The organism is Streptomyces griseoaurantiacus, from assembly GCF_036189845.1.
In the GTDB taxonomy this organism is placed as follows: Bacteria; Actinomycetota; Actinomycetes; order Streptomycetales; family Streptomycetaceae; genus Streptomyces; species Streptomyces griseoaurantiacus.
The window spans coordinates 1-24505 of record NZ_CP108328.1 but is presented as its reverse complement, the minus strand read 5'-3'; the positions used below and the strand labels follow the sequence as shown (position 1 = coordinate 24505).

30 protein-coding genes and 1 pseudogene are annotated in these 24505 nt (G+C 74.5%); 12 read left to right on the top strand and 19 right to left on the bottom strand.

Annotated features, from left to right (window positions below):
• Positions 1 to 177 precede the first annotated feature (177 nt).
• The 13 genes and pseudogenes from OHB09_RS33190 to OHB09_RS33130 all read right to left on the bottom strand — a co-directional run bounded on the left by OHB09_RS33190 (position 178) and on the right by OHB09_RS33130 (position 10175).
• Complete coding sequence (locus tag OHB09_RS33190) at positions 178 to 1155, bottom strand: hypothetical protein (protein WP_328923178.1); 978 nt, start codon at positions 1153 to 1155, stop codon at positions 178 to 180.
• A 280-nt stretch (positions 1156 to 1435) separates the two neighbouring features.
• Complete coding sequence (locus tag OHB09_RS33185) at positions 1436 to 1624, bottom strand: DUF397 domain-containing protein (RefSeq protein WP_328923177.1); 189 nt, start codon at positions 1622 to 1624, stop codon at positions 1436 to 1438.
• A 23-nt stretch (positions 1625 to 1647) separates the two neighbouring features.
• Positions 1648 to 2199, bottom strand: a pseudogene (locus OHB09_RS33180) (DUF5753 domain-containing protein); the annotation flags it as partial.
• Positions 2200 to 2370: 171 nt separating this feature from the next.
• Positions 2371 to 2946: a hypothetical protein gene (locus OHB09_RS33175; RefSeq protein ID WP_328923176.1), complete on the bottom strand. Its 576-nt coding sequence runs from the start codon at positions 2944 to 2946 to the stop codon at positions 2371 to 2373.
• On the bottom strand, positions 2910 to 3434 hold the full coding sequence (locus tag OHB09_RS33170; RefSeq protein ID WP_328923175.1) for a hypothetical protein: 525 nt from the start codon (positions 3432 to 3434) through the stop codon (positions 2910 to 2912). Before OHB09_RS33170 ends, OHB09_RS33175 begins: the two co-directional genes overlap by 37 nt.
• 114 nt (positions 3435 to 3548) lie before the next feature.
• Positions 3549 to 4013: a hypothetical protein gene (locus OHB09_RS33165; RefSeq protein ID WP_328923174.1), complete on the bottom strand. Its 465-nt coding sequence runs from the start codon at positions 4011 to 4013 to the stop codon at positions 3549 to 3551.
• A gap of 320 nt (positions 4014 to 4333) precedes the next feature.
• Positions 4334 to 5248 carry a recombinase family protein gene (locus OHB09_RS33160; protein ID WP_328923173.1) on the bottom strand — a complete coding sequence of 305 codons (915 nt, stop codon included), beginning with the start codon at positions 5246 to 5248 and terminating at the stop codon, positions 4334 to 4336.
• A 180-nt stretch (positions 5249 to 5428) separates the two neighbouring features.
• On the bottom strand, positions 5429 to 5743 hold the full coding sequence (locus OHB09_RS33155; RefSeq protein ID WP_328923172.1) for a hypothetical protein: 315 nt from the start codon (positions 5741 to 5743) through the stop codon (positions 5429 to 5431).
• 157 nt (positions 5744 to 5900) lie between these two features.
• The gene (locus OHB09_RS33150; protein WP_328923205.1) at positions 5901 to 6554 is read right to left on the bottom strand and encodes a hypothetical protein; all 654 of its coding nucleotides are present in this window, start codon (positions 6552 to 6554) and stop codon (positions 5901 to 5903) included.
• A complete protein-coding gene (locus OHB09_RS33145) occupies positions 6551 to 6877 on the bottom strand; it encodes a hypothetical protein (protein ID WP_328923204.1) in 327 nt (108 codons plus the stop codon). The genes OHB09_RS33150 and OHB09_RS33145 overlap by 4 nt, the downstream gene beginning before the upstream one ends.
• 60 nt (positions 6878 to 6937) lie before the next feature.
• The gene (locus OHB09_RS33140; protein WP_328923203.1) at positions 6938 to 8389 is read right to left on the bottom strand and encodes a terminase large subunit domain-containing protein; all 1452 of its coding nucleotides are present in this window, start codon (positions 8387 to 8389) and stop codon (positions 6938 to 6940) included.
• Complete coding sequence (locus OHB09_RS33135) at positions 8386 to 9120, bottom strand: hypothetical protein (RefSeq protein WP_328923202.1); 735 nt, start codon at positions 9118 to 9120, stop codon at positions 8386 to 8388. Before OHB09_RS33135 ends, OHB09_RS33140 begins: the two co-directional genes overlap by 4 nt.
• A gap of 35 nt (positions 9121 to 9155) precedes the next feature.
• Entirely contained in the window at positions 9156 to 10175 is a 1020-nt protein-coding gene (locus OHB09_RS33130; RefSeq protein WP_328923201.1) for a hypothetical protein, read from the bottom strand.
• A gap of 593 nt (positions 10176 to 10768) precedes the next feature.
• Here OHB09_RS33130 and OHB09_RS33125 point away from each other — a divergent pair.
• Together OHB09_RS33125 and OHB09_RS33120 are read left to right on the top strand one after the other, a co-directional pair.
• Positions 10769 to 11296 carry a MarR family transcriptional regulator gene (locus OHB09_RS33125; protein WP_328923200.1) on the top strand — a complete coding sequence of 176 codons (528 nt, stop codon included), beginning with the start codon at positions 10769 to 10771 and terminating at the stop codon, positions 11294 to 11296.
• Positions 11297 to 11442: 146 nt separating this feature from the next.
• Positions 11443 to 11640, top strand: a complete 198-nt coding sequence (locus OHB09_RS33120) for a hypothetical protein (RefSeq protein ID WP_328923199.1) — start codon at positions 11443 to 11445, stop codon at positions 11638 to 11640.
• Here the strand turns inward: OHB09_RS33120 and OHB09_RS33115 are convergent.
• The 6 genes from OHB09_RS33115 to OHB09_RS33090 all read right to left on the bottom strand — a co-directional run bounded on the left by OHB09_RS33115 (position 11579) and on the right by OHB09_RS33090 (position 17310).
• Positions 11579 to 12355, bottom strand: coding sequence for a hypothetical protein (locus tag OHB09_RS33115; RefSeq protein ID WP_328923198.1), 777 nt, complete (start codon positions 12353 to 12355; stop codon positions 11579 to 11581). The two genes, OHB09_RS33120 and OHB09_RS33115, sit on opposite strands and share 62 nt — an antisense overlap.
• A gap of 165 nt (positions 12356 to 12520) precedes the next feature.
• Positions 12521 to 12763, bottom strand: a complete 243-nt coding sequence (locus OHB09_RS33110; protein ID WP_328923197.1) for a hypothetical protein — start codon at positions 12761 to 12763, stop codon at positions 12521 to 12523.
• A 74-nt stretch (positions 12764 to 12837) separates the two neighbouring features.
• A complete protein-coding gene (gene dnaB / locus OHB09_RS33105; protein WP_328923196.1) occupies positions 12838 to 14217 on the bottom strand; it encodes a replicative DNA helicase in 1380 nt (459 codons plus the stop codon).
• Positions 14218 to 14299: 82 nt separating this feature from the next.
• On the bottom strand, positions 14300 to 15400 hold the full coding sequence (locus OHB09_RS33100) for a hypothetical protein (protein WP_328923195.1): 1101 nt from the start codon (positions 15398 to 15400) through the stop codon (positions 14300 to 14302).
• Between the two features lie 507 nt (positions 15401 to 15907).
• On the bottom strand, positions 15908 to 16468 hold the full coding sequence (locus tag OHB09_RS33095; RefSeq protein WP_328923194.1) for a UTRA domain-containing protein: 561 nt from the start codon (positions 16466 to 16468) through the stop codon (positions 15908 to 15910).
• Between the two features lie 47 nt (positions 16469 to 16515).
• Entirely contained in the window at positions 16516 to 17310 is a 795-nt protein-coding gene (locus tag OHB09_RS33090; protein ID WP_328923193.1) for a GntR family transcriptional regulator, read from the bottom strand.
• Positions 17311 to 17589: 279 nt separating this feature from the next.
• On the opposite strand from OHB09_RS33090, the gene OHB09_RS33085 reads away from it, so the two are divergent.
• The 10 genes from OHB09_RS33085 to OHB09_RS33040 all read left to right on the top strand — a co-directional run bounded on the left by OHB09_RS33085 (position 17590) and on the right by OHB09_RS33040 (position 24505).
• The gene (locus tag OHB09_RS33085) at positions 17590 to 17718 is read left to right on the top strand and encodes a hypothetical protein (RefSeq protein ID WP_328923192.1); all 129 of its coding nucleotides are present in this window, start codon (positions 17590 to 17592) and stop codon (positions 17716 to 17718) included.
• Entirely contained in the window at positions 17715 to 17957 is a 243-nt protein-coding gene (locus OHB09_RS33080) for a hypothetical protein (RefSeq protein WP_328923191.1), read from the top strand. The genes OHB09_RS33085 and OHB09_RS33080 overlap by 4 nt, the downstream gene beginning before the upstream one ends.
• Positions 17954 to 18292, top strand: a complete 339-nt coding sequence (locus OHB09_RS33075) for a hypothetical protein (protein WP_328923190.1) — start codon at positions 17954 to 17956, stop codon at positions 18290 to 18292. Before OHB09_RS33080 ends, OHB09_RS33075 begins: the two co-directional genes overlap by 4 nt.
• Positions 18289 to 19527, top strand: coding sequence for a DUF2637 domain-containing protein (locus OHB09_RS33070; protein WP_328923189.1), 1239 nt, complete (start codon positions 18289 to 18291; stop codon positions 19525 to 19527). Before OHB09_RS33075 ends, OHB09_RS33070 begins: the two co-directional genes overlap by 4 nt.
• Positions 19524 to 19886 (top strand): hypothetical protein, encoded by a 363-nt coding sequence (locus OHB09_RS33065; protein WP_328923188.1) that lies wholly within the window; start codon positions 19524 to 19526, stop codon positions 19884 to 19886. Before OHB09_RS33070 ends, OHB09_RS33065 begins: the two co-directional genes overlap by 4 nt.
• Positions 19883 to 20134 (top strand): hypothetical protein, encoded by a 252-nt coding sequence (locus tag OHB09_RS33060; protein WP_328923187.1) that lies wholly within the window; start codon positions 19883 to 19885, stop codon positions 20132 to 20134. Before OHB09_RS33065 ends, OHB09_RS33060 begins: the two co-directional genes overlap by 4 nt.
• A 101-nt stretch (positions 20135 to 20235) precedes the next feature.
• The gene (locus tag OHB09_RS33055; protein WP_328923186.1) at positions 20236 to 22578 is read left to right on the top strand and encodes a hypothetical protein; all 2343 of its coding nucleotides are present in this window, start codon (positions 20236 to 20238) and stop codon (positions 22576 to 22578) included.
• Positions 22579 to 22795: 217 nt separating this feature from the next.
• A complete protein-coding gene (locus OHB09_RS33050) occupies positions 22796 to 23299 on the top strand; it encodes a hypothetical protein (protein WP_328923185.1) in 504 nt (167 codons plus the stop codon).
• A gap of 16 nt (positions 23300 to 23315) precedes the next feature.
• Positions 23316 to 23936 carry a hypothetical protein gene (locus OHB09_RS33045; protein WP_328923184.1) on the top strand — a complete coding sequence of 207 codons (621 nt, stop codon included), beginning with the start codon at positions 23316 to 23318 and terminating at the stop codon, positions 23934 to 23936.
• A 146-nt stretch (positions 23937 to 24082) separates the two neighbouring features.
• On the top strand, positions 24083 to 24505 hold the full coding sequence (locus tag OHB09_RS33040; protein WP_328923183.1) for a hypothetical protein: 423 nt from the start codon (positions 24083 to 24085) through the stop codon (positions 24503 to 24505).

Below are 24505 nucleotides of genomic sequence, written 5' to 3'. Positions count from 1 at the left end.
TAGGCCGGTACGAGGCCGGTGTCGACCTCGACGGCCCGGCCGCCGACTCCAGCGCCTCGACGAACCGGCGTACGGCCGTCTCCCGGCCGATGAGTCGCACCTCGACCACTCCGCCCGCCTCGGCGCCCGTCGGGCCGTCTGCGGGCCGCGTACGGTGCTGCGGGACGCTCCGCCGGGTCATGCCGCACCCCCGAGCTCGTCGCGGCGCACGGTGCGCACCCGGCCCTCGGTGCAGCCGCACGGGGCGATCAGGTAGACCGTGGCGCGCTGCGCCGCCTCGGCGAGGGCCTGCGCCCCGTCGCCGAGCAGCTCGTCGAGGTTCCCCCACGCCTCCGCGCTCATAACGTCCCATGCGCGCACTCCTTGGGCGTGAGCGCGGGCGAGGAGCTCCTCTAGCGCCTGGTCGTCGACCTGGTCGACGGGCGAGGGCTCGACCGGCAGGCCGTAGAACTCGCGGCCGCCGCACGACAGGCAGGGCTCGCCCTGGTCCTGGTCCTCGTCGAGCTCGTCGTCGAGCAGCTCCTCGACGTCGTCCTCGTCGTGGCCGACGTGCACCCCGGGCGCGCACCCGTCGTGTTCGGCCCGGCCGCACCCCATGCACGCGGCGCACCCGACCGGCACGGCGAGCGGGGGCCGGCCCCCGTCGCTCGGCTGCTCGAACCACTGCCCCGACACGCCCTTGCCCGCGCACTCGGGGCACGGCTCGACGCCGTCGAGAGCGGGCGGGGCGTAGTCGACGACGAGGACCAGGCCGTCATCGGAGGTACCCGTCAAGGCAGGCAGGGCCTTGCTCTTGAAGGCGGTGATGTGCCCGCAGGGCCACGGGTCCCAGCGGTGCCCCGGCGGAGCCTCGCGCACTTCCGCGTCGTATCCGGCGGCGGTGATCCGAGCCTCGGCGGCGGCCTGGTGCTCGGGGCACACGTAGATCACTGCGTGCAGAGTCCCCAGACGGCCGGGGCCGGGAGTCATGGCCTCGATGATGAGCGAGGCGCCCGTGTCGCACGTCCAACCGGTGCGGCCGTCCGCCGGCGTCTTCAGTCGCACGACGTCCTCGGCCTGGTCGCGGCGGACCGCGTCGACGGCCTGCCGGTGGGTCTCGCCCGTCGCCGAGCGGCGGCCGCGGGCCTCGTTCTTCCGTGCGTGATGCTTCACCATGTGCCTGCCTCGTATCCGGCGCGCACGGTCCCGTGACCCGGCACGCCTACAGGGCGGCGGGTGGTGTCTCGGCTGCGGTGATGCGGTGCACCTGGGGCCGTCGGTGCCGACAGTCACGGGCCGTCGACTCGGCCGGGCCGCCGCAGGAGCGGCCATCGGGCGCCACGGTAGCGGATGCCGCCCGGCCCGGGGCGCCGCCTGCCACAATCGGCAGAGACGCGGCAGGGCGGCCCCCAACTCACCTGGGGACCGCCCTGCCGTTGTGCGTAGGGTCCTGCGCCTACTGGCCTGCCCACTGGACGAACGCCGACCAGGGGGCGCGGCCGACGGTCACCGCCGGCCCCTGCGGCTCCTTGCCGTCCTTCACCGCGACGGGTCCGGCGGCGGGGCGGGCGACGTAGACGCAGTTGTCGGGGTCGCTGTGCGAGGACTTGGCGTACCGGACGCCGCGCCACTCCTGACCCTGCATTCCATGAGACATTCCTCGATCACCCTCCGCGTGTCCGTCGGTTCGAGGGCGGATTTGCCCACCAACGAAAACGCAGCGTACAGACGGCTCACGTCCTCGGAACGGGTCGAGTACCAACCGCCGATGACGGTTTCGAGGTGCCCGACGCGCGGGCCGTCCTTGAGCGCGTGAATGCTGAATGGCTCGATGGTGCCTGCGGTGCTCGCGTAGTCCGGCAGGACGCGCACCTTGATACGCGGGTGCCGGTCGATGACGTCGAGCAGGTGACGGAGTTGGTGCTCGTGGAAGGCCGGTGCCGTCACGGCCTGCGTGAGCGCGGCCTCGCCGAGGACGAACCAGGCGTGCGTATCGCCGGGGCCGGACATGCGGCGCAGGAACGCATCCGAGCGGCGCAGGCGGGTTTTCATGCGGAGGCCGGCCTCGTCGTCCGGGAGCGAGGGCGTCCTCGACCGGATGGCGGCGAGGGCGTAGGCCGTCGTCTGGAGTAGGCCCGGAACGAGCAGCGGCGACCAGGCCCGGATGGATTCCGAGGCCGCGTCGAGGGCGGCGAGGCGGTCCGTCGCCGCCGCTCCCATGCCGCCCGCCATGCGGCCACAACTCCTCTGGTCGGGCGCCCGCAGCGCCCGGATGATCTCGTCTGAGTGGTGCACTTCCTGTACCTCCCGTTACGGGTGGTTGGTTGGGTGGGACTCACCGTAGCCAACGTGAGACGCAGCTCACATCGGCTACGGGAGATCGGGGGTCCGCTACTCGGCGTCCTCGGCCGGGACGATGCGGAACCGGGCCCGGACGGCGGCCCCGTCGCGGGCAGGCCGGTACGAAACCGGCGTCGCCGTCGAGGGCTCGGCCGCCTCGACGAGGGCCTCGACGAGCCGGTGCACGGTCTCGTCGGGCCCGGTGAGACTCACCTCGACCAGGCCGTCAGACGACGGCGCAGGACCGGCGGCGAGGAGCGGCCGCAAGGGGTTGTGCACGGTGTCGAATGCGTCGGTGTAGAGGGCCTGGTCGTCGTCGAGCTCGCCGACCAGGCGGCGCAGCTCGGCCGCGACGACGGCCGGGCCCGGGGTGAATCCCTCGAACGTGGGGCGGGCGAGGACGTCGAGGACGTCGTCGACGTCGACGCGAGGCCGGCGGCCGGGCGGGGTCGCGCTGCGGGCCTCGTCGACGGCGAGGGCGACGGCGGCCGCGAGGTTTGCGTCGTGCTGCTCGTCCTCGGCGCGCATCTCCTCGCGCAGCTTCCGCCCGCGCGGGTGCAGTCGGGTGAACAGGTACCAGCCCAACCGGCTCACCGGGCGGCCCCCTGTCCGGCGCGGCGCACCCATGACGCGATGGTGGCGACGGTGGACCACTCCCACCCGCCGAGCCACTCGACGATGCGCCGGTCGTGCTCGCCGAGCTCGACGCCGGCCTCGGCGAGGACCGCGAGGAGCGCGGCCCGCTGCTCGGCGTCGCTCGGCACGCCGCGCGGCCCGTCGTCGATGGGCCCGGCCGGGATGCTGGGCGCTCCAATTGGAGCGCTCGGGGCGGCGAGCTCGGCAAGGCCGGCGACTCCAGGACGGGGCGTCGTCCATGCGAACGGCCGCAGGTCGGCGGCCGTCTTGTAGACGCGGATGGTGGAACCCCACGGCGCATCCGGCAGGCTCACGGGGCGGCCGCCGTCGAGGGATGCGAGGAGTCGGGCGGCGTGATGGTGGCACCCGTCGGCGCCTGCGTTGGTGCGGTCGAGGACGGTCACGACGGGCGGCCCGTCGCACGACGTCGGATCGTCCGGGTGTGCGGCCGGGCAACGGCCGCGGGTCGGTTCCTGCATGAGGTCGGGTTCCTTCCTGGTGACCGGGCGTCGTCCCCAGCTTGGGGACGACGGCCCGTCGGTGTGTGGGTTTCGGCGAGGCCGCCACCCGCGAGGGGCGGCGGCCCGGCGGGGTCACGCGGCGAGGAGCTCCTCGGCGGCCTGGTCGTCCTGCTCGACGCGGGTGAGCTTGAGCTGCGGCGCGGTCGGCTTGGTGGGGATCGGGCGGCCGAGCTCGGCGAACACGGCGGCGATAGCGTCCCGGTCCCACTCGCGGCGCGAGGACTGCACCCAAGAGACGAGCCACCCGCCGTACGTGCCGGTCGGGGTGCGGTCGAGCACCTTCCGCGCGGCGCGCTTCCCGCGAGCGCCCTCGTTGTAGACCAGGCGGGCGGCCTCGTGCGCCTCGGCGGCCTCGGTGATCTCCTCGACGGTCGGGGGCTCCTCGACGTCCGGACCGGCGACGACGCGCTCGCCCTCGACGAGGGCGGCCTCGACGCGGGCGCGGGCCTCGCGGACGGCGCCCGTCACGGTGTCGCGGCCGGCGGCGGCGAGCTCGGTGACGGTGCGGACGGCGCGGCGTGCGATGCTGAGGATCATCCGGGGCGCTCCCTTGCGACGGTGTTCCGGTACGGCGGCGACCCCCTGGCCGGGGTCGCCGTCGGCGTTTCCTGACACCACACACTCTACCGTCAAACCTAGGTGTATTGACAGGGTTCGGGTCCAGCGAGTTGGTCTGTTACGCCCCCGTGACGATCCGGAGTCCCGGCACCCGCCCCGACGCACGCGACCCCCCGTCCCGGGGCGCGGGCAGGGGGGTCGCGCCATGCGGTCGGGGTTATGCGGCCCCGGAGTCCTATCCCGGACACCAGGGAACAAGTAACCCACCGGTAGCTATCTCGGCTTCGTGATCGTGCTCTTTATGCGGCCTGGTCGCCGTCGGCGGCCGCGATCCGGTCGGCGTACGTGCGGTGCGCCTTCCGCGAGGCGGGAGCGGCGCCCTCGGCGGCGAGCTCGGCGGCGGCCGCCAGTAGGGCCCGGTGTACGGCGAGCGGCGCCTCGACGCGCACCGAATGACCCTGCCCTCGCCGGATGACCCGGCCGTCGTCGAGGGCCTCGCGCAGCTCGCCGCCGGCCTCGGTCCGGACATGCTCGGCGAGCAGGCCGGGCACGTCGAGGACGACGGGCGCGGCGGCGGCCTGGTCCTGGTCGAGCTCGTCGACGAGGGCCTCGTCGGCGAGCGGGACGGTGCGGGCCTCGGCGTCGTCGAGGACGCGGCGGATCGTCTTGGGGCTCACGCCGTGCTGCCGGGCGAGGGCCTTGACGGCGGCGCCCTCGCGGTACGCCTCGACGACGGCGGCGGCCTGGTCCTCGTCGAGGGCCGACGGGCGGCCGAGCCGCTTCCCGGACGCCTCGGCGGCCGCGACGCCCTCGCGGGTGTTCTCACTGATCATGTCCCGCTGGAACTCCAGCACGGCGGCGAGGACGGAAACGATCATCTTGGTGCCCGGGTCATCCGAGGCGAGGTCGATTCCGGAGAGTAGGCCCGACTCGACCTTGAGGTGCAGTCCGCGCCGGATGAGCACCGGGCGCAGCGCGAGGACGTCGGCGACCGAGCGGAACAACCGGGCCGCGTCGGCGATCCGGACGGTGTCGCCGACGGCGGCCTCGTCGAGCAGGCGGCGGAACCCCTCGCGGTCGAGGGACAGGACGCGGCTCGACGTCGCCGGGTCCTCGTACACCGGGGCGCCGGCGGCGAGGAGCGCGGCGAGGGCGTGACGTTGCCGGGCGTCGGTTTGCTTGTCGGTCGAGTGGCGCAGGTACACGCGGTCCACGGGTCCCCCGGGGGTCGGTGTGGTCGGAACCCTCACCGTAGGGGGGCGAAATGGGGGGGCGCAAGTATCGACCGGTTCCCATTGGATCGGGGCACCCGTTCGCCCTGGTCGCGCCCGCCATCCGATTGGATCGGGGGAGGGGGGGCGTAACCGACCGATTCCGCCCCCGGTTCGGATTGGTCAGTGCACCAGGTGCTCGCCCGCCGTCGCCTCGGGGGCGTCCGGGTCGGACCCGCATGTGAACGGCCCGCACTGCCGGGCGAGCCAAGCCGTGTCCACCAGGGGCAGGCCGTCGCGCTGCTCGGCGAGCGGGCGCCCGTCGGCGTCGACGCGGGCGAACGGGCCGCCGTGCCGCTCGCCGCACGCGGTGCAGCGGGCATCGAACCAGTAAGAGAGCTCGGTGTGTTCGTCGACCAGGACGACCGGGTACCGCTCGCCGCCGTCGTGAAGTTGGACCGTGAGGGCGGCCTCGCAAGCGCAGGACATGCCGCGCATGCTCCCAGGCTCGCGGCCGCTCGGCACCTTCCGCGTCATCCGTCGTTGACCAGGTCGGCGGGCCGGGATGCCGGGGCCTGCCTGCGGGTTGGGTGGCCGCTCCGCACACCGGCATACGGCCCGCCCCCTCAGTGCTCGGGGGCGGGCCGTCCCGCGTCTAGGGCCGCGAGGGTCCGTCGTCGTCCTGGTCGTCGTCCTGGTCGCCGAGGAGCACCTCGGTGAGGTCGAGCTCGCGGTCGAGCGCCGTCCGCCGGCGGGACGGTGCGGGGGCAGGCCCGCCGAGGCGCTCCCACCGGTACGCCCGGGGCCGCACCCACGGCTCGCCGTCGACCCATCGCACCTCGCCCCGGCCGGGCCGCAGGCGCAGCGCGTCGCGCCCCTCGCAGGCGAACCCCGCGATCCCGGCGACGATGCCACAGACGAGCTCCTCGTACGCGCCTACGTGCTCGCCTACGAAGTTGCGGGCCGCGCTGCTGAGCTCGCCGCCGTTCGCCTCACGCAGCAAATCCGCGGCCGCCGTCAGGTTCGTCGGGAGCGAGCGAACCAGGGCGAGCCATCCCTCGACGTCCTCGGCGAACGCGTCCCAATCGCCCTCGCTCGACACCCGGTCGACCGCGTCGACCCACCAGCGCGGGCACGGGGCCGCGCCGGGGGCGAGGCGCTCCTCGGCCGTCCGCTCCAGCCACCACACCCGCACGACGGCGAGCTCGGCGTCGTTGAACGGCTCGGCGTCCCGCTCCCACCGGGCCGCGACCAGACCGAACGCGTCCTCGGCCCGCAGCTCGGCGCCGCTCGCCTGCGCCCCCGTCACCGGATGATCCGGCGCTGGTAGTAGTCACCGAGGCCCGTCGAGCCGAACCGGCGGGGGGACCCGTCGGGGTTGTGCGTGAAGCCGATCCCGACGCGCATCCCCGCCGGGGGCCGCGCTGCGCCCTGCTCCTCGGCCTGCCGGGCGAGCTCGTCGAGCGCGGCGGCCGACTGCCGCAGCACCCGCACCAGCGTGCCGACCGCGTCCACCGGGTCGGCGTCCGGGTTGCCGACAACCATCCCGAGGAGCTCCTCGACGGACCGCTCGGGGTCGGCCGCGCCAATCTGGTCGGCGTTGGCGAGCAGGCCGTCGAGGGCCTGCCTCACGCGCTGAGGATTCACCGTCACCGTGTCTGTCCTTCCGTCGGGCCGGGGGCCGGCCTCGGGTCACCGGCCCGGCCGGGGGTCGATGTACGGCACCAGGCGCAGCGCGAGGTACACCGACGCGTCGAGCCTGCCGGGGGATACGCCGGTCGCCGAGGGGGACCAGGTCGACCATTCGAGCTCTAGCTCGGGCAGGGCCCGGACCAGGCGCACCATGTCCTCGGCGAACATCTGCGCCACCGGTTCGGCCCGGATGTGCTTGCCCTGCCGGGCCGTGACCTCGACGACGTACGGGGCGTGCCGGGCGCGCACGCGGCCCTCGGCGGCGAGGCTGCGCCATGCAAGGTTGATCATCCGGCGGGGCATGTCGCCGCCGTAGTTCCGCTCGACGACGACCGTGTCCGCGCCCGTTTCGGCGACGAGCAGGCAGGCCCGCCGCGCCCACTCCTCCGAGCTCATCCGGCCCGACCAGTCGTGCGTGAGGTAGAGCCGGTGGTCGGTGCCCGCGAACCCCGCGACGATGCCGGCCTCGTCCTTCCCGCCGCCCGACGGGTCGACGGCAACCGCGCGTTGCACCGCGCCGGGCAGGGTCGAGCCGAACGGCACCCGCCGCTCGACGAGGAGCGAGGCCGGTACGAGGGCGCCCTCGCCCGCCGTCGGCGAACACATGTAGAGGGCCTGCCAGTCACGGGGGATGGACGTAGCGGCGCGCTGCGCCTCCCAATGCGCGCGGGCCGCGTCGACGTCGTCCTCGGGGATCTGCGGGTGCGGCAGGGGATCGCCGGGGGCGCGGCCGAGCGGGTCGCCCTCGACGGCGTACGCGGGCAACTCCAGCACGCGCCACCGGCCGCCGTCCTCGACGCGGCCCTCGCGGTCGAGGAGCATCCCGGCGAGATCCTGCGGGTGCCACCGGGTCATGATCAGGCAGGCCGAGGCGCCGGGCGCGAGGCGGGACGTCAGCACCGATGACCACCACTTCCACACCCGGGCGCGCATCACCTTGCTGTCCGCGTGCTCGCGGTCCTTGTGCGGGTCGTCGACCAGGGCGAGCGAGGCGGGGAAGCCGGTCAAGGACCCGCCGACACCGACCGAGCGCAGGCCGCCGCCCTGTACGGTCCGCCAGTCCGTCACCGAGGCCGAGCCGCGCCGCAGGCCGGTACCGAACCGGCGGCCGTGCTCGGCGAGGACGGCGCGCACCTCGCGGCCCTTTTCGCGGGCGAGGTGATCGGCGTAGGTCGAGATCACGACGCGCTGCTCGGGGTTGCGCAGGAGCCACCAGGCCGGGGCGTACACCGACGCGAGCTCGCTCTTGCCGACCTGCGGCGGGCAGGTGACGAGGAGCCGCTCGCCGTGCCCCTCGGCCATGTCTGCCCACGCTCGCGCGATGAGCCGGTGATGGGCCCGCACCTGGTAGTGCCGGGGCCGCGCCCACATGGCGAGGGTGAGCGGCGAGTACAGGGCCGCCGCCTCAAGCCGGTGCGCCGTCTGCGGGTCGACCCGCGCGGCCGCCGTCACCGGCCGCCCTCGTCGTCGTCCTGGTCCTCGTCGTCGAGGAGCTCGGCGACGGCGACCAGGCCCTCGGCGCGGCGGCGCGAGGTCGAGGCCGGCCCCGCATCGTCCTGCCCCGCAGGGGCGCCCGCGGATCGCGCCGCCCGCGCGTCGACGTCGCGGGCAATCTCGGCGAGCATCCGGTCGAGGGTCTCGCCGTGGCGCCCGTGTTCCTGGTCCTGCTCCAGCAGCTCGGACGACGCCGACCCGTCGGCCGCCGGCGCGGCCGGACCGGCGTAGTTCAGCAGCGCGCGGGGCGCCGTCACCTCAAAGTGCTTCTTGGTGAGGTCACCGGTCGCCCGCAGCAGGTCGGCCGGTTTCATGTCGGCCGCGTTCGCCTCCAGCGCGAGCAGGGCGCACCGCTCGGCGAGGCGGCCGAGCAGGTCGGCGTTCGTCGCCCGCTGCTCGGCGTCGCGGATGCGGTACCGGCGGGCGACGCGCGCATACTCGGCGTCCTCGCGCCACGCGACCCGGCGGACCCAATCGCCCGCCGCCGAGGCCCGTTCGATGGTGCGCACCGACCGGATCGGCTTGACCCGCCGGTCGAGCTGCGCCCGCCGGTTCCACTCGGCGAGCAGCAGCTCGTGAGACCGGTCGGGGCCGAGCGAGTAGTACAGCGCGAGCAGCTCAGCATCCCGCGCCGATTCCCAGGGTTGACGCTGCCACGGCTCGCGGTCCGGGGCGTAGGTCACAGCCATACCGACACTCCTCCGTCAGTTCACCGACAGGCGGGCTACGCCGCCGTAGCTGCGGGGTTTTCCTCCGTACCCCCGGACCCCGAACGGGCCCTCGCGCGGGCGGAGTTACCGCGCCGTAGCGGCTCGGGGGCGACGCTGCGCCTCAGCTGCTCCATACGGCGCGGCAGCAGTTCGAGGCCGGCCTCGGTGCGCTGCGCATTGAGGCGGCGCACCAGGCGCGAATACGTCTCGCGTAGCTGCACGGCCGACAACGGGGTGCCGGGCAGGGCGGGCATTCCGTTCTTCGGTGTCCCGCCGCCGCGCACCACCACCCACAGCGCGGGCGGCGGGGTGCCCTGTAGGCCGCTCACGAGCTGCTCGCGCTGGTCGAGGTAGCGGCGCAGCACCGGCCGCACCCGGGCGTCGAGCTCGTACACCTCGCGGGTGCCGGCGGTGCGTTGCCCGTGCTGCGGGAACCGGGCGAGGGACACCTCGCGCAGGTCGGCCGACACGTCGTCGAGGACCTGGTCGGCGAGCTCGCCCGACCGGGCGCCGGTCGACAGGACAACGCCGATCGCGGCCGCCGACCGCAGCGCGGCCCGCCATGCTCCGGTGCCGGGCCGCATGACGTCGACCTCGGCGACGGCGTACCGCCACAGAGACTCGCGCATTTCCACGGTGAGGGGCTCGCGCAGGACCAGGCCCGGCGAGTCCTCGGGCAGGTGCAGCGGCACGCCTGCGAGGGCCGCGACGCGGCCGAGGACCCGGCGCCGGGTCCGCTCGGTGTTCTCCGCACCGGGGGACGCGTGCACGTCCTGCCGGGTCACGAGGAGCCGCTCGCGGGCGACCGTGAGGTACGCCGTCACGACGTGCGGGGCGAGCAGCTCGGAGAGAGAGACACACCCGGACACCGGCAGGTATCCGGCGTCCATCGCGCGGGTGAGCTCGCCGAGGACCATCCGGTACTGCCGCACCTGCGGGGCGCTGGTCGCCGTCCTGGTGAGCCGCTCGACCACCTCGCGGAACTGCACCAGGCCGGGGCAGTCCTGCTCTTGCTCTTGGGTCCGGTCGTCCATCACCACTCTCCCGTCATGAATAACGGTGCCGAGCGCATCCTTGCCCCCCGACCAGGCTCGCTGGTCCCTCTCGGGGGCCGGTGCGGGCCCGGCCGTGGTGCATGGCACCCTACGGGCACCAAGCGCGGGGAGATCGTCTCATGCGGGCGCAAGTGGTGGTGTTACCTCGCTGCGCCCTTGGCCTGCGGGTTCCGCTCGGCATTGTTATTCCGGGGTGCGGCGTAGCGGGTCTCTCTCCGCGTCAGCCGACGGCGAGCTCGTCGACCAGGCGCTCGCGCTCGCCGGGCCGCCGAGGACTTATCCCGGGATATCTCTGCGGCCGCCGGCCCCGGGGCGGCCGGGTCTTCGCGGGCGCGGGCCGTCGGTCGGCGTGCACCTGGGGTGCTGCCGGTTGGCTGGCGCGGAGAGAGGAGCTGCGCCACGGGCCCGGACCGACGGCGGCGGCCGCCGTCGAGGTGCGGGTGCGCGGGTGCTTCTTACATACAGAAGGGGGCCCATCCGCTGACCTGCGATGATGCGAAGCTAAGGGCGGGATTTCCGGGCCGTAAGGTCGGGAAATCCCGCCCTTAGCCGTGTCCCCTTGGGAGGCTCGAATGCCTGCTCGCCGCAGCGATGACCTGGTGCTCTACAACCGGCGCGACGGGACGTTCGTCGAGCCGAGGCCGAGGACGCCGCACCAATTCGAGGGCCGCGGATTCACCATGTCGGCCAAGGGGTGTGAGGTGCCGTTGTGGGAGCTCGACCTCACGGCCGTCGAGTGGGCGACGCTGGAGTACCTCAAGGACGCGGGGGGTGCGCACTCGCCCGTGCGGCTCGCGCCCGCCCGGCTCGCGGCCGCGCTGCGGACGACGTCGACGACGGCCAAGGCTGCGCTTACCCGCCTGGTGCGGCTCGGCCTGGTCCTCAAGCCGTCGCCGAGGGCCGGGACGTATCAGCTCAACCCCCGGCGGTGGTGGGAGGGTGCGGGCAGTACGCAGGCGACGGCGTGCGCGCGGCTGGACCCGCCGCGAGTGGTGCCCGACGAGCGGGCCCTCGCGCACGCGGCCAAGCCGGTTCCGGGGCGGGGCCGGCGGCGGCGCGAGGTGCGGCTCGTCGACGTCGCCGAGCTGCTCGACGACTGACCCGGGCGAGGGCCTGGTGCGCCTTCCGGCGGGACGCCGGTTCTCGAGGACGCGCGTCCCGCGCTTAGAGGCGCGGGGACCTCGAGGACGCGCGGCCGCGCGTAGGGCGGGGTCGGGTGTCGGCGGCGTGCGGTGTGCTGGGGGGGATGGACTACCCCGAAACGCAGGACCAGGCCGAGGAGCTCCTCGGCCTGGTCGACGAGCTGCTCGACCGGGCGGGCCGCGACGGCGAGCTCGCGGTGCGGCTCGCCCTGGTCGACGTCGGCCCGGTCGAGGCGCGGCTCAAGCGGTGCGCCGCGCGGGCGGGATGCGGGACGCCTCGAACTCCGCCTCAAGGCGCTTGAGGTCGGCGGCCGCCGCCGCGAGGGCGTCCTCGTCGAGCCACCCGAACCGGTCCGCCGGCGGGGTCGCCTGCCGGTCGGCGTCGTACCAGGCCGTCACGCCGTGGCGTGCGGCGACGGTCTCGCACCATCCGGCGCGGAAGCCGGTGTTCTGCCACTCGCGGCCGAGGCCGAGGGCGGCGACCAGGGCCGAGGCGGCGCGGCACCACTCGTTCCGGCCGCGCGGCTGGAGATCCCAGCACCGCAGGCACAGGAACGAGCTCACGTGAACGTCGCTCTTGAGGGTGCGCTCGGGGACGCCGGGCACGCCGCACAGCCAACACCGGGTGTCGGTGCGGTGGGGTGCGGCGGCGCGGGGGGTGGCGGGTCCGGGCATGGGGTGCGGGTCCTTCCTGCGGGTGGTCGAGGGGGCGAGGGGGCGGGGCGGCGGGCAGGCCGGCCCCGCCGCGAGGGCGAGGCCGCGGGCGGGTGCGGGCTCCTGTACGGCGGCGAACCGGGAGGCCTCGCGGGTGTCGCGGGTGCGGGCCCGGTCGTCCCACCGGTAGGCCGTCGACCAGGCCGTCATGGTGTCGAGGTCGGTCCCGGTGAGGGCGGCAAGCCGGGTGAGGACGCGATACGGCGGACTGACCGAGGCGTACCAGCGGTACGCGGTGAACGCGTCGTCGGGCTCGTCGACGAGCTGCTCGTCGGTGCTGGGGAACGGGTCGGGTAGCGGCATGGGTGTCCTGCCTGCGAGTCGAGGCGCTGAGCGGCCGTCTGACGGCCTGCTAGAGGATCAATGCCCCCATGATGCCCGGCGGGGGCTGCGGGGCCGCGAGGCGGCGACGAGGGGCCGCCTCGGGTGATCTGCGGGTGATCGCCCCCGGCGGCCCCGAGGGGTGCGTCAGTCCTGCGGGGCGGGCACGGGGTCGACGTGCGTGAGGGCGATCCCGCCGGTGTGCCCCTCGACGGCGACGACGGGGGCGCCGTGGCCGAGGGTCCATGCGGCGCTGCGGGTGCGGGTCTCCAGCCTGGTGCACGGGAAGCCGGTGGCCTGCGCGTCCTCGGGCCGGACGTCCGGGTACGCGACGACGGGCGTCCCGACCGGGTGCCGGCCGTTCCACTGCTCGGCGGTGAGGGTGGTCATGGTGCGGTCCTTCCAGTGGGGGCCCCGGGCGCGCGGCCCGGGGCGGCAAGGGTGGTTGGGTGCGGGCGCGCAGCTCAGGTCTGCGCCATGTCGACGAACCGGGAGTAGTGCCCCTGGAAGGCGACGGTCACGGTCGCCGTCGGGCCGTTGCGGTGCTTGGCGACGATGAGGTCTGCCTCGCCCGCGCGGGGCGTCTCCTTCTCGTAGGCGTCCTCGCGGTGCAGCAGGATCACCATGTCTGCGTCCTGCTCGATGGCGCCGGACTCGCGCAGGTCGGAGAGAACCGGCTTCTTCTCGGTGCGCTGCTCGGTGCCCCGGTTGAGCTGCGACAGGGCGATCACGGGAATTCCGAGCTCCTTGGCGAGGAGCTTGAGCGTGCGGGACATGTCGGCAACCTCCTGTTGCCGGGTCTCGGCGCGGCGGGTGCTGCCGGACTGCATGAGCTGCAAGTAGTCGACGACGAGCAGGTCGAGGCCGCGTTGCTGCGCGATGCGCCGGGCCCTCGACCGGATCTCAAGGCAACTCAGGTTCGGCGAGTCGTCGACGACCAGGGGGGCGGCCTCGATGGCGGGCGTCCGCTCGTACATGCGGGCGAGGTCGGTCTCGCTCACGGACCCGGCGCGGATGTGGTGCAGACCGACGCTGCACTCGGCGGAGTACAGGCGGTCCGTGATCTCGTCGCGGCCCATTTCGAGGCTGAAGAAAGCGGCGGTCTTGCCGTGCTTGATGGCGGCCGCGCGGGCGAAGTCGAGGGCGAGCGTCGACTTGCCCATTGCGGGGCGGGCACCGATGACGATGAGCTGTCCCGGCTGGAGTCCCCCGGTCAGTGCGTCGAGGTCGGCGAGGCCGGTAAGGACGCCGGTCGGTGTGGCGCCGCCCTTCATGCGTGCGTCGAGGCGGTCCCAGAACGGCGCGACGTCCTCGCGGACCGGCGCGTACCCGGCGGCCTCGTCGCGGCTCTTGAGGGCGTCGAGCAATGCCGCCTCGGCCTGCCCGCGGATCTCGTCGACCTCGCCCTCGCCCGCGTTGCCGAGCTGCGCGATACGCACGCCGGCCTCGGCGAGGCGGCGCAGCACCGCTTTCTCGGCGACGATCTCGGCGTAGTACAGGGCATTCGCTGCGGTGGGAACCTGCTGCACCAGGGTGTGCAGGTAGGCCGGGCCGCCAACCTTGGTGATCTCGCCGCGCTTGGTGAGCTCGGCCCCGACGGTGATCGGGTCGGCCGGTTCGCCCTGCCCGTAGAGGTGCAGGATCGCGCGATGGATCGTCTCGTGCGCGGGCCGGTAGTAGTCCCGCGACTGCATGGGGCTGTCGATGATGTCCGCGATGGCGTCCTTGGACAGGAGCATTCCGCCGAGCACGGACTGTTCGGCCTCGACGTCGTGCGGCGGGATGCGGTCGGACCCGTGGGCGGCCTGGTCGTCGGCGAGGGCGTAGTCGTCGGGTGCAAGCATGGTTGCGGGGTCTCTCTCGTGAGGCTCCCTGCGGCGGCCGGGTCTTTGCGGGATCGGCCGCCGCAGGCGCGTTCGGGGAAAGTCAGGCGGACTGTGCGGCGCGGAGTCGGGCGAGCAGGCCCGCGCCGTCGACCGGGGCGGGCCCGGTGTCCTCGGCGCGGGCGGCCCGGATGCACGGCGGGCAGTCACCGGCCTTGAACGCGGGGTGCCGCTCGCACCGGTCCGGCTCGGCCGCAGGGCGGGCGGCCGCCGGCGGGGCGGGCCGGTCGTGCAGCCAACGGAAGTACAGGGTCGGCACCGCGCCCTCGGCAACGCGGCCGACGTCGACCTTCCGCACCAGGAAGGCGCGCAGCGCTTCCGGCGTCCATCCCTCGGCGAGGGCCTCGACGACGCCCGGCACCAGGCGGGCGACGGACGCGCGGCCGAGGCTGCCCGGCAGGGCGCGGGCGAATGCCTCGGCGCGCTCCTGGTCCTCGTCGAGCTCGGCCTCGCGCTGCTGCGGGACGCCGCCGAGGGCCTGGTCGTCCTCGCGCGCAGCGCTGCTCTCTCTCGCCGTCGGGGCCTCGGCCGAGGCCGTCGGGTCCGGTGTGACGTCCGGGTCCGAGAGAGAGGTATGGGACTGGTTGTTCTTACTGTTTTGGGGATCTTCAAGTTCCCCCGTCGACGACTTGTAGTTCCCCCGTCGACGACTTGTAGTTCCCCCGTCGGGGGTTCCGGCCGCGCTCTTACGGGGGGTCTGTGAGTTCCCCCGTGCGGCAGGGCGAGGCTTGCCCTTGTCGGCCCGCGCAGGCTTCACCGGGGCCGGTGCGATGGGCGGCCGATCCTGCGGAGTGAGGGGAGGCCGGCCGAGCCGTTCCCGCTCGGCGTTCACGCGGTCGATGTTGCTGAACCACCCGTAGGGGATGAGCAGGTCATAGACCACCGGCCGCCGGTCGGCGCGGTAGTGGCTTACGAGCGACTGGTCACCCTTGGCGATCACGCCGCGCCGCGCCATGTTCCGCCAGCAGCGTTTGACGGTCTCCTCGCTCACGTGCACGCGGGCGGCGATCGTCTCCTTGGACAGCCAACTACCGCACCCGTCCGGGTCGGCCTTGTCAGCCATCGCGCCGAGGACGGCGTATTCGTTCACGTCGGCGACCGGGGCGTCACCGCTCAGGACCCACACCATCGCTTCGAGGCTCACCGGGCACCCCCTGCGAGGTGCGCGGCACGGCGGCCGTGGTGGGGCAGAATGCTGACGTTCATAGGGCAGGAGCCCTTTCGGTTACGAACCTTCGCCCGGCCTCCCCGTACGACGCGACGGGGGATCGCCAGCGGCGGGTGAACGCGAGGTGATCTCTCGTGTTCCGTTGACCCGTGAGGGTCGGCGTCGTTGCACCGCTGAATCGGTGAGGCGGGAGTCGTGTCCCGGATCACCTGGGGAACGGTGGCGTAGTGACCGGCCTGGTCACGGCGCATATGGGGTTCCTTTCCGACCCTTGTGCGCCGCCACTGCTCCCGATGACCGTCGGGTCGCCTAGCCATCTCGGCAAGGCACCCCGTACGATCAAAAGCAGACGGCGCCGCGCAAGCGGTCCTCTGGAGCCCGGCCCTCGATTCTTGGCGGAAGAGGGGCCGGGCTCAGTGCTGTTCTGGTGGGGATCTTACGGCCGAGGCAGGCACTCACGCCCGGCCCCGGCCCGGTGTCGTCTCAGCTGAGGGGGACGCCGTACCGCAGGGTCCATCCGCGGCCGAGGACGTGACGCGTCACCTCGACGACGCGGCCCTCGGCCGTCCGCCCGGTGTGCGTGATGACGAGCAGCAGGTCGCCCGGCTCGACGCCGAGGGCCTCGGCCTGCTCGGCGGTCGCCGGACGCTGCTCGACGTCCTCGACGACGTCCGTCTGAGCGAGGCCGGCCTCGGCCATGCGGGAGATGATCCCGCCCTCGCCCGTGTCGAGCTCGGCGACGGCCGGGGCCGCCTCGGCGACGAACGGCGGAAGGTACGTGTCGGCAAGCTGCACCAGGCGCTCGCCGTCGTACATGCGGCGCGAGCGGACGACGACGGCCTCGGCCTGGTCGACGGCGAGCAGCTCGGCGACGTCGGCCGGGGCCGCGCCACGGGTGACGGTCACCTCGGCGCGGGGCGTGCCACCGGCCCGGCGGGTCTCGGCCTCGAACGCGCCGTGCGCCCCGCCCTCGGCCCGCTGCACGTAGCGGGTGCGGGCGTCGCGCAGGATCTCGCCGTTGGCGCCGATCGTGTTGGTAGGCATGTGCGGGTCTCTCTCCTCGGTGTGGTTGGGTCGGTCGGCCGCGCCGGTTAGGCGTCGACCTCGAACGTGTAGGACAGGCTCCAGAGACGCACCGGCATGATGTGCACGGCGACCTCGACGACGCGGCCCTCGGCCGTGCGCCCGATGTGCGTGATCTCGTACACCGGCCGGTCGGCACTGCCCTTGAGCGCGGCGGCCTCGGCTTTGGACGGCGCCCGTACGTCGATCTCCTCGGTGATCGTCGTCTGAGCGTGTCCGAGGTCGGCGAGCCTGCTCTTGGACCCGCCGGGGCCGGTGTCGTCGGCCTCAAGCTGAGTCCCGAACGCGAGGTCGCCGGGGAAGTACGAGGCCGCGAGCTGCGCGACCGTGGCGCGGTCGGCGCGGACGGGCGGCCGGTCGGCGTACATGATCCGGTCCCGTACGAGGACGTCCTCGCTCGCGTCGACGCCGAGGAGCTCGGCCACCCGGGCGGGTGCGGGCTCGCGGGCGATCCGGGTAGGCCCGGCCCGGTAGACCAGGCCGAGGCGGGCGAGCTCGGCCTCGAACGCGCCGTGCGCCCCTGCGGTCTCGCGGGCCTTGCGCGAGTAGCGGAACGTCGCATCCCGCCGGATCTTGACGAGGGTCTCGGCAACCCGAGTCCCGCCCCGCTTGCTCATCACGACGAGGCCCTCGTCGCTGAGCGCGCGGTACGCGTTGCGGACGGTTTCGCCGCCCCATCCGAGCTCGGCCGCAAGGTCGGCGATCTTGGGCAGGGTACTTCCGGGGGGCCGCTCGCCCGACCGGATCTCAGCGGTGAGGCGGTCGGCGAGTTCCCTCCACTTCGGTGTCTTGGGCTGCGCCACGGTGTGACTCCTGCGGTTGGTTGGGTGAGGCTGCGCCACCGGATCATGCCCGGCGACGCGACACCATCAAACCATACACCTAGTCGTGTTGACAGCCTCGGTGATCGGTGGTGTCATCGAGTCGTGCCAGTCAGTGACCGGGACCCAACCCCGGGAACCGACGCGGTGCGCAGCACTACCGCCATGCCCGGAAACGGGCGCGCGGGGCTCGGCGACCCAACCGCCGGCCCCGCGCTCGGCGGAACACCCGAGACCCTGTGAAGGAGAGTGATCTCCGCCGTGCGCACAACCATGCCCGAACCCCGTACGCCGCAGCGAATCGCCCCCCTGCTCGACACCATCGAGCGCGAGGACGACGCCCGCGGATTCGAGCCCGACGAGCAGGCCGGCGGGGGGTGGACCGCGTGACCACCGCCGCCGTCCGCCGCAACGCCGCCGCGTTCCTCGCCCGCCTCGACCAGGTGCACCCCGCGCTCTTGCCCGTCGTCGCGCCGCTGCTCCTCGTCGTCCTCGGCGCCGTCGTCGTCGCCGTCGTCGCCGTCCTCGCCGCCGCCCTCGTCGCCGCCGGTTCCGGCGTCGTCGTCCTGCTCGCCCGCCGGGCAATCCACGCGGCCGCGACCTACCAGCACAAGGCGGTGCCCGCGTGATCCGCGTCGTCCGCACCCGCACCCTGCGCGCCCTACGCGGGGACGTCGTCGAGGCCGAGCAGGCCGCCAGCACGTACGAGGCCGAGGCCGACCGGTGGCACCGGCTGTACGTCGAGGAGTCCGAGCGCGCCGAGGCCGAGGCCGAGCGCGCCGACGGCCTGCTTGCCGAGCGCGACGCCCTGCTCGCCGAGCTCACCGAGTGGCGCCTCGTCGCCGGGGCCGCCCGTGTCGTCAAGGCCGGCGCCCTCGCCAACCACCAGGACCAGGACGCCCGGCACGCCGCCGCCGCCCTCGCCGCCGAAGCGGCCCGCACCAGCAAGGAGACCGACCAGTGAGCAGCACGTACTACGAGGAGCGCCGCAAGGACCGGGCGGCCGAGCGTGACGCGGACCGGGCCGACCGCCTCGCCGAGCGCGAGCAGCGCCGCAAGGACCGGGCCGAGGCCGAGGAGCTGCGCCGCAAGGCCGAGCGCGAGCGCCGCCGCGAGGCCGACCGCCGCAAGGCCGACCGCCGCGAGCGCCGGGCCGCCCTGGTCGCCCGCCTGCTCGGCGAGGGCGACACCGTCGCCGCCCTGGTCGTCATGGGGTGCAGCATCACCCCCGCGTTCTACTTCCAGGTATCCGCGCTCACGGCCGTGCCGGGCCTGCCCGGGTTCATCGCGGTCTGCCTCGCCGTGATGCTGGAGGCCGGCGCATGGGTGGCCACCGTTGCCGGGGAGCGCGCCAAGCGGCAGGGCCGCCCGGTCGGCAAGTTCCGCGCCGCCATGTGGGGATGCGCCGCCGTCGCCGCAGGGATCAACTACAGCCACGCCCCGGCCTCGCCGGGCAACTGGCTCGCGTACGTCCTCGCCGCCGCCTCGCTCGGCGGGGTGTTCTTCTGGGAGCTGCGCGGCCTCGGCCGCCACGGAGGCAAGGCCGGCCGGACCCTCGCCGAGCGCCGCGAGGCGGCCCGCCGCCGCCGTCACGCCCTCGCCCGCCGGTTCCGCTTCCGCGACGTGCACAAGCGCTACCGGGAGATCATGACCGCGCACCCGTTCGGCACCATCGACCCCGAGCAGGCTTGGGCCGACGCGTGGACCGACGTCAAGGGCGGCCCGCTCGCCGTCGACGCCCGCTCGCTCGGACGCCGCGCCGCCGCCGTCCGGTCCGTCGAGGACGTCGTCGCCGACACCGCCGTCACCCCCGAGGCCGCCGCCGTCGAGCTGTTCCTCGCCGAGGTGTTCCCGACCCTGCCGGGCGACGACGGACCCGCCCCCGAGGCGGCCGCAGACGGCCCGCAGGGCGGCCCGCAGGGCGGCGGCGGGACCGGTGTCCGGACGCGTCACGCCGAGCCCGCAGAGGGGCGCGGAACCCTTGGGCGTAAAGGGCGAGAGGGGTCCGGGCGCACCGCTCCGAAGACTCCGGAGAAGGAGCCGAGCGAGGCCGACCTCGCCCGCGTCCGCAAGCTCGCCGAGGCCCTCGGCGGAGTGGACAAGCTGAGCGCGCGGAACGTCCGCGAGGCCCTCGGCGGATGCGCGCAGGCGTACGCCGTCCGCGTCCGCGACGCGGTCCGCGCCGAGGCCGAGCAGTGAGCCCCATCGTGGGCGCGGCCCTGTACGACGCCGTCACCGGCCGGGCGAACGGATCGTGCGAGTGCGCGCACGACCGGCCCGGCGGGTGCGGCCGCCTCGACCACCCGATCACCGGCCGGTGGTGCCACCAGGGCGCCGGGCCTGCCGCTCCGCTTCACGTCGCGCCGGTCGACCCCAACACCCCCGACCACGTCGCCGTGACCCTCGGCCCCGACGAGCTGCTCGCCCTCTGCCGGGCCTGCTACGTCCGCCGACGCAACACCGCCCGCAAGGCCCGCGAGCAGCTCCTCGCCGAGCAGCTCGCCGAGCAGCAGGGCGCACTGTTCGCCCTCGACACCGTGAAGGAGCCCCGACCGTGAGCGAGTCCAAGCCGCGCCGCACCCCGGCCCCCCGCCTGCTCATCGTCGCCGCCCCGCTCGGCCTCTACCTCGGGATCACCCGGGCCGCCGAGGAGCCGGTCGCCGACGCGGCCGCCACGGGCGGAATCGCCGCCGTCGCGGTCCTCGCCGCGCCCGCCCTGATGAGCGGCGCAGGCAAGGCCGCGGCCGCCGCCTCGGCCCGGAAGAAGGCCAAGAGCAAGGCGAAGAAGAAGACGGACGACGACTGACCCACCCGGCCCGACCGCGCCCCCCACGCAGGGCGGCCCGGCCCGGACGACACCCGGACCGGGCCTCATGCCCACCCAACCAGGAAGGACACCCCGCCATCATGTCGCAGACGTACGGCACTGAGCACCCCGCCCCCGGCGGCGACGAGGGCCGTGTCATCGAGCTCGCCAAGTTCATGGACCCCGAGGCCCGCGCCCGCGTCGAGGCCGAGGCCCGCGAGGCGGTCCGCCTCACGCCCGCCGGCCTTCCCGACCTGTCCGCCGGAACCCTGCGCCTGCCCGACGAGGACGCCGTCGAGCAGCTCGTCGAGGGCGGCGTTGTCGAGCAGCTCGACGAGGACCAGGACCACGGCGGCGCGCTGCGCCCGATCATCCCCGCCACGTTCCGCGACCCGGCCGTATGGCGGCACCGCCGCGACGCCGCCCGCAACGCCGCCGCCTTCCACGCGGTCCGCTCGCCCCTGTACGCGGGCCGCGCCCTGCGGGTCGCCGCCATCGGCGCGGCCGCAGGCATCCGCGACGCCTGGTCGTACGTGTTCGCCACGGAGTACGGCGAGCTCGCCGACCAGGTGCGCCGCAAGGGCGCGGGCGCCGAGCACATCGCCGACCTGCGGGCCGACCGCCGCAAGGTCGCCGCCGAGCGCCGCCGCGAGCCCCTCGTCGTCTACACCGCGACCGGCGTGACGAGCTACGTCTCGGCCGTCGTCGCCCTCGGCGTCGCATGGAGCGGGGCCCTCGCCGGTACCGCGCTGCTGCCGCTGCTCCTCGTGCTCTACCTGCTCGGCCGCCGCGAGCTCCAGCGCCGCAACCCCGACGCGGTGTTCACCATCACCGACCTGCCCGCCGACCACGGCCGCGCGGTCCTCGGCGCCGACTCCATCACCGCCGCGTTCCGCCGCGCCGGCCTCATCCGCGAGGGCGTCGAGGTCGAGCTCGTCGGCCCCGTGCGGGCCGTCGCGCTGCACGCGAGCGAGGCCGTCATCGACCTGCCGGGCACCCTCACCCTGTCCGACCTCATCAAGGAGCGCGAGCGCCTCGCCAAGGGGTTCCGCGTCCGCCCCGAGTGGCTCGACCTGAGCGAGGCCGGCGACCCCGGCCGGGTCCGTCTGTGGGTCGCGTCCGAGGACCCGTTCGGCACGGCCCGCCCCGCCCCGCTGCTCACCAACCCCGCCCGCACCGACGTGTGGTCGACCGGTATCCCCATCGGGTTCAACCGGCGCGGCGAGGTCATCACCCTGCGCCTGCGGCACGTCATGGCGCTGCTCGGCGGCATGTCCCGCACCGGCAAGGGCATGATCCTGCGCAACCTCATTTGCGGCCTCGGCCTTGACCCGCGGGTGAACCTGCGCCTGGTCGCGGGCGCCAAGCCGGGCGAGCACCGGGGGTATGCGCGGGTGTGCTCGACGTTCTTCGGTCGCCGCCCCGAGCGCCTGGTCGCCCTGCTCGACGCCGTCCTCGCCGAGGCGTACCGCCGCGAGGACCACCTCGAAGAGATCGGCCGCGCCAAGCTCGGCGAGGCCGACCTCGCCCGGTTCCCCCTTGAGGTCGTGATCGTCGACGAGTACAAGCAGTACGCGACGAGCTCGGCCCGCATCCCGGACCCGGCCGACCCCGAGGGCAAGCGCACCATCAAGGCCGCCGACCGGATCGCCGAGCAGTTGGAGGAGCTCGCCGCGTTCGCCGCCGCCCTCAACATCACGTTGCTGATCTCGACGCAGGACCCGGACGCCAACACCGTTCCGCGCGGCTACAAGTCCAACTCTGGCGCGCGTATCTGCACCCGCACGGGCGGCGCGACGCAGACGAACGCAATCCTCAAGGACGGCGCGACCGGGGCCGGCCTGCGGGCGCACGAGATCCCCGAGGCCCTCAAGGGCGCCGCCATCGTCGACATCGACGGCGCACCCGGCGAGCTCATCCGGGGCTACTTCATCGAGGACGAGGAGTACGACGGGGCCGAGCCGCTCATCACCGCCGGCGCCGAGCTGCGCGCCGAGCTCGGCCGCCTGCCCGGACAGTTCGAGGACCCCGTCGAGGCGTACCTCGTCGAGGTGACCGGCGAGTCGTCCGTCGCAGGCGGGCCGACCGGCTCGGGCCGACCGGGCGCACCGGCCGCGACGTCGACCGGCGTCGACGGCGTCCTCGCCGACCTGCTCGCGGTGTTCGCCGCCGAGGGCAACCCCGACCGGATGCGCACGGCCGAGATCCTCGCCGCGCTCGCCGAGCTCGACCCCGAGGAGTGGTCGGCCGAGGCCCTCGGCGTCGACCAGGACGACGCCCGCGCCCTCGGCCGGATCGGCGGCCGCCGCCTCGCCGAGGCGATCAGCCGGGCCCTCGACGGCACCGGCCGGACCCTCGCCGCCCGGGAGTGGACGGCGGGCGAGCGGGGGCGCGGCTACTTCCTGGCCGACGTCCGCGCCGCCGCCGGAATTGCCCCGGAATGACCGATGCGACGGCGACGCGACGCGATGCGTCGCCGCAGGTCGGCTAGGTCGACGCCGACACGACGGGGCCGCCGGTCGACGCGATGACGTCGCGTCGACGAGGCCCTCGTCGGATCACCGTCGGAACCCCTGACCAGGCACGACGCAACGCGTCGCGTCGCCGTCGCAAGGCACAAACCACCGCATAGCGACCACCCGCCGAGGAGCAGCAGCGATCATGAACCGCCCCGAGTCCGCCCCCATCGAGCCCGCCGCCGTCTACCCCTCGGCGGTCTCGCACGCCACCGCCGGCGGCCGCGCCGTCGAGGCCCGCGCCGACTACACCCCCGCGCCCCTGCCGGGCGCCGAGCTCGTCACCGTGCCCGGTGTCGGCCGGGTGTGGGCGTACCCCGACGCGAGGCCGGCCCCCGCCGCCCCGGCCCGCCAGTCCGAGCCCCTGCCCATGTGGGTCAAGGCCGTCGCGCTCCTCATGCCCTCGACCGCCTGCTCGGTCGCCGTCGGCGCGTGGGGCCTGTCCCTCGCGGTCGGCGCGTTCGAGGCGATCACGTCCGCCCTGTGGGCCCTCACCGGAGCGACGGCCGCCGTCGGCGTCGTCGTCGGCGGCGCGGCCCTCGCCGTCCGCTCCGCCCGCCGGGGCGGCGGCTCCGCGACCGCCACGGCCACCGCCACCGCGCACGGCCTGTTCGGCAAGGCCACCGCAACCGCCACCGTCAAGCGCTGAGGAGAGAGAGAACACCGTGACCAGCATCGTCATGACCGGACGCGTCAGCATCGACGGCATTCCTGTCCAGTGCCCCGGCCGGGGGTCCGCGCCCTACCGGCTCACCCTGATCGCCACCGGGTCGGGCGTGCACGCGAGCTGCGGAGAGAAGCACCGGCCCGCCGACGGCGGCGCCCGCGCACAGTGCTTCTTTCCCCTCAAGAGCCTTACCCCCGCCAACCTCGCCGCCCTCGCGCAGGCCAAGCCGGGCCGCGTCCGGCTCACCCTCGCCAACGGCAAGCGCCTTGAGGGACGCCTCGCCTCGGCCGGCGCGAGCAGCTCCTCGACGGGCAAGGCCGCGGCCGCCCTCGCCGCCAAGGGGGGCAAGGGCGCGGGCAAGCCTGCGCCGCCCAAGCCTGCGGGCCGGGCGACCGGCGGCGCGTTCGTCGCCGCGATGGGGGCCGTCGCCGCCGTCGCGGGTGCGGCCGGGCAGACGGCGGCCGCCGCCGGGCAGGTCGCCACCGCCGGCGCTTCGGCGGTCGGCTCGGTCGCCGGGGTCGCCCGCGAAGGGATCGCGGCCGGACGCGACGGCATCAAGGCCGCCGACCACGCGGCGCAGCGTCGACACCAGCGCGCGATGCGCAAGGGCGACGACTGACCAGGGGCGACGCCCCGGCGAGGGGCGGGCGCAGGGCCCGCCCCTCGATCTCACCCGAAACCACGCCTTGCCAACAAACCTAGGTTTATGGCAGGGTAGGAACCGCCCGGAACACCCCGGGCCCGACAGGAAGGGACACACCTCGCATGAACCCCGGAAACGCACGAACCAGGCTCGGCGGCCGCCTCACCGAACGCGGCCTCGCCGCCCGCGCCGCGCTCGTCGGCCTCGGCGTCCTCGCCACCGTCGTGCCGCTCGCCGCCGCCGTCCTCGCCGCCGTCGTCCTCGACCCGCAGCTCGCCCCCGGCCTGCCGCGCTGGCAGCACCTCGCATGGACCGTGACCGGCGCCGCCCTGGTCCTCGCCGCCGTCGACTCGACCCTCGGCCGCGCCACCGCCGGCCTGAACCGGCGACTGCACGGCCGCGTGCACGGCCCGCGCACCTGGTCGTGCGAGGACTGCGGCGTGAGCATCACCGCCGCCCGCTGGACCCCGTACGAGGCCGCCGTGTTCGAGGAGCACCTCGCCGACCCGGCCGCGCACGACTGCACCGGCACCCCGCAGCACTGA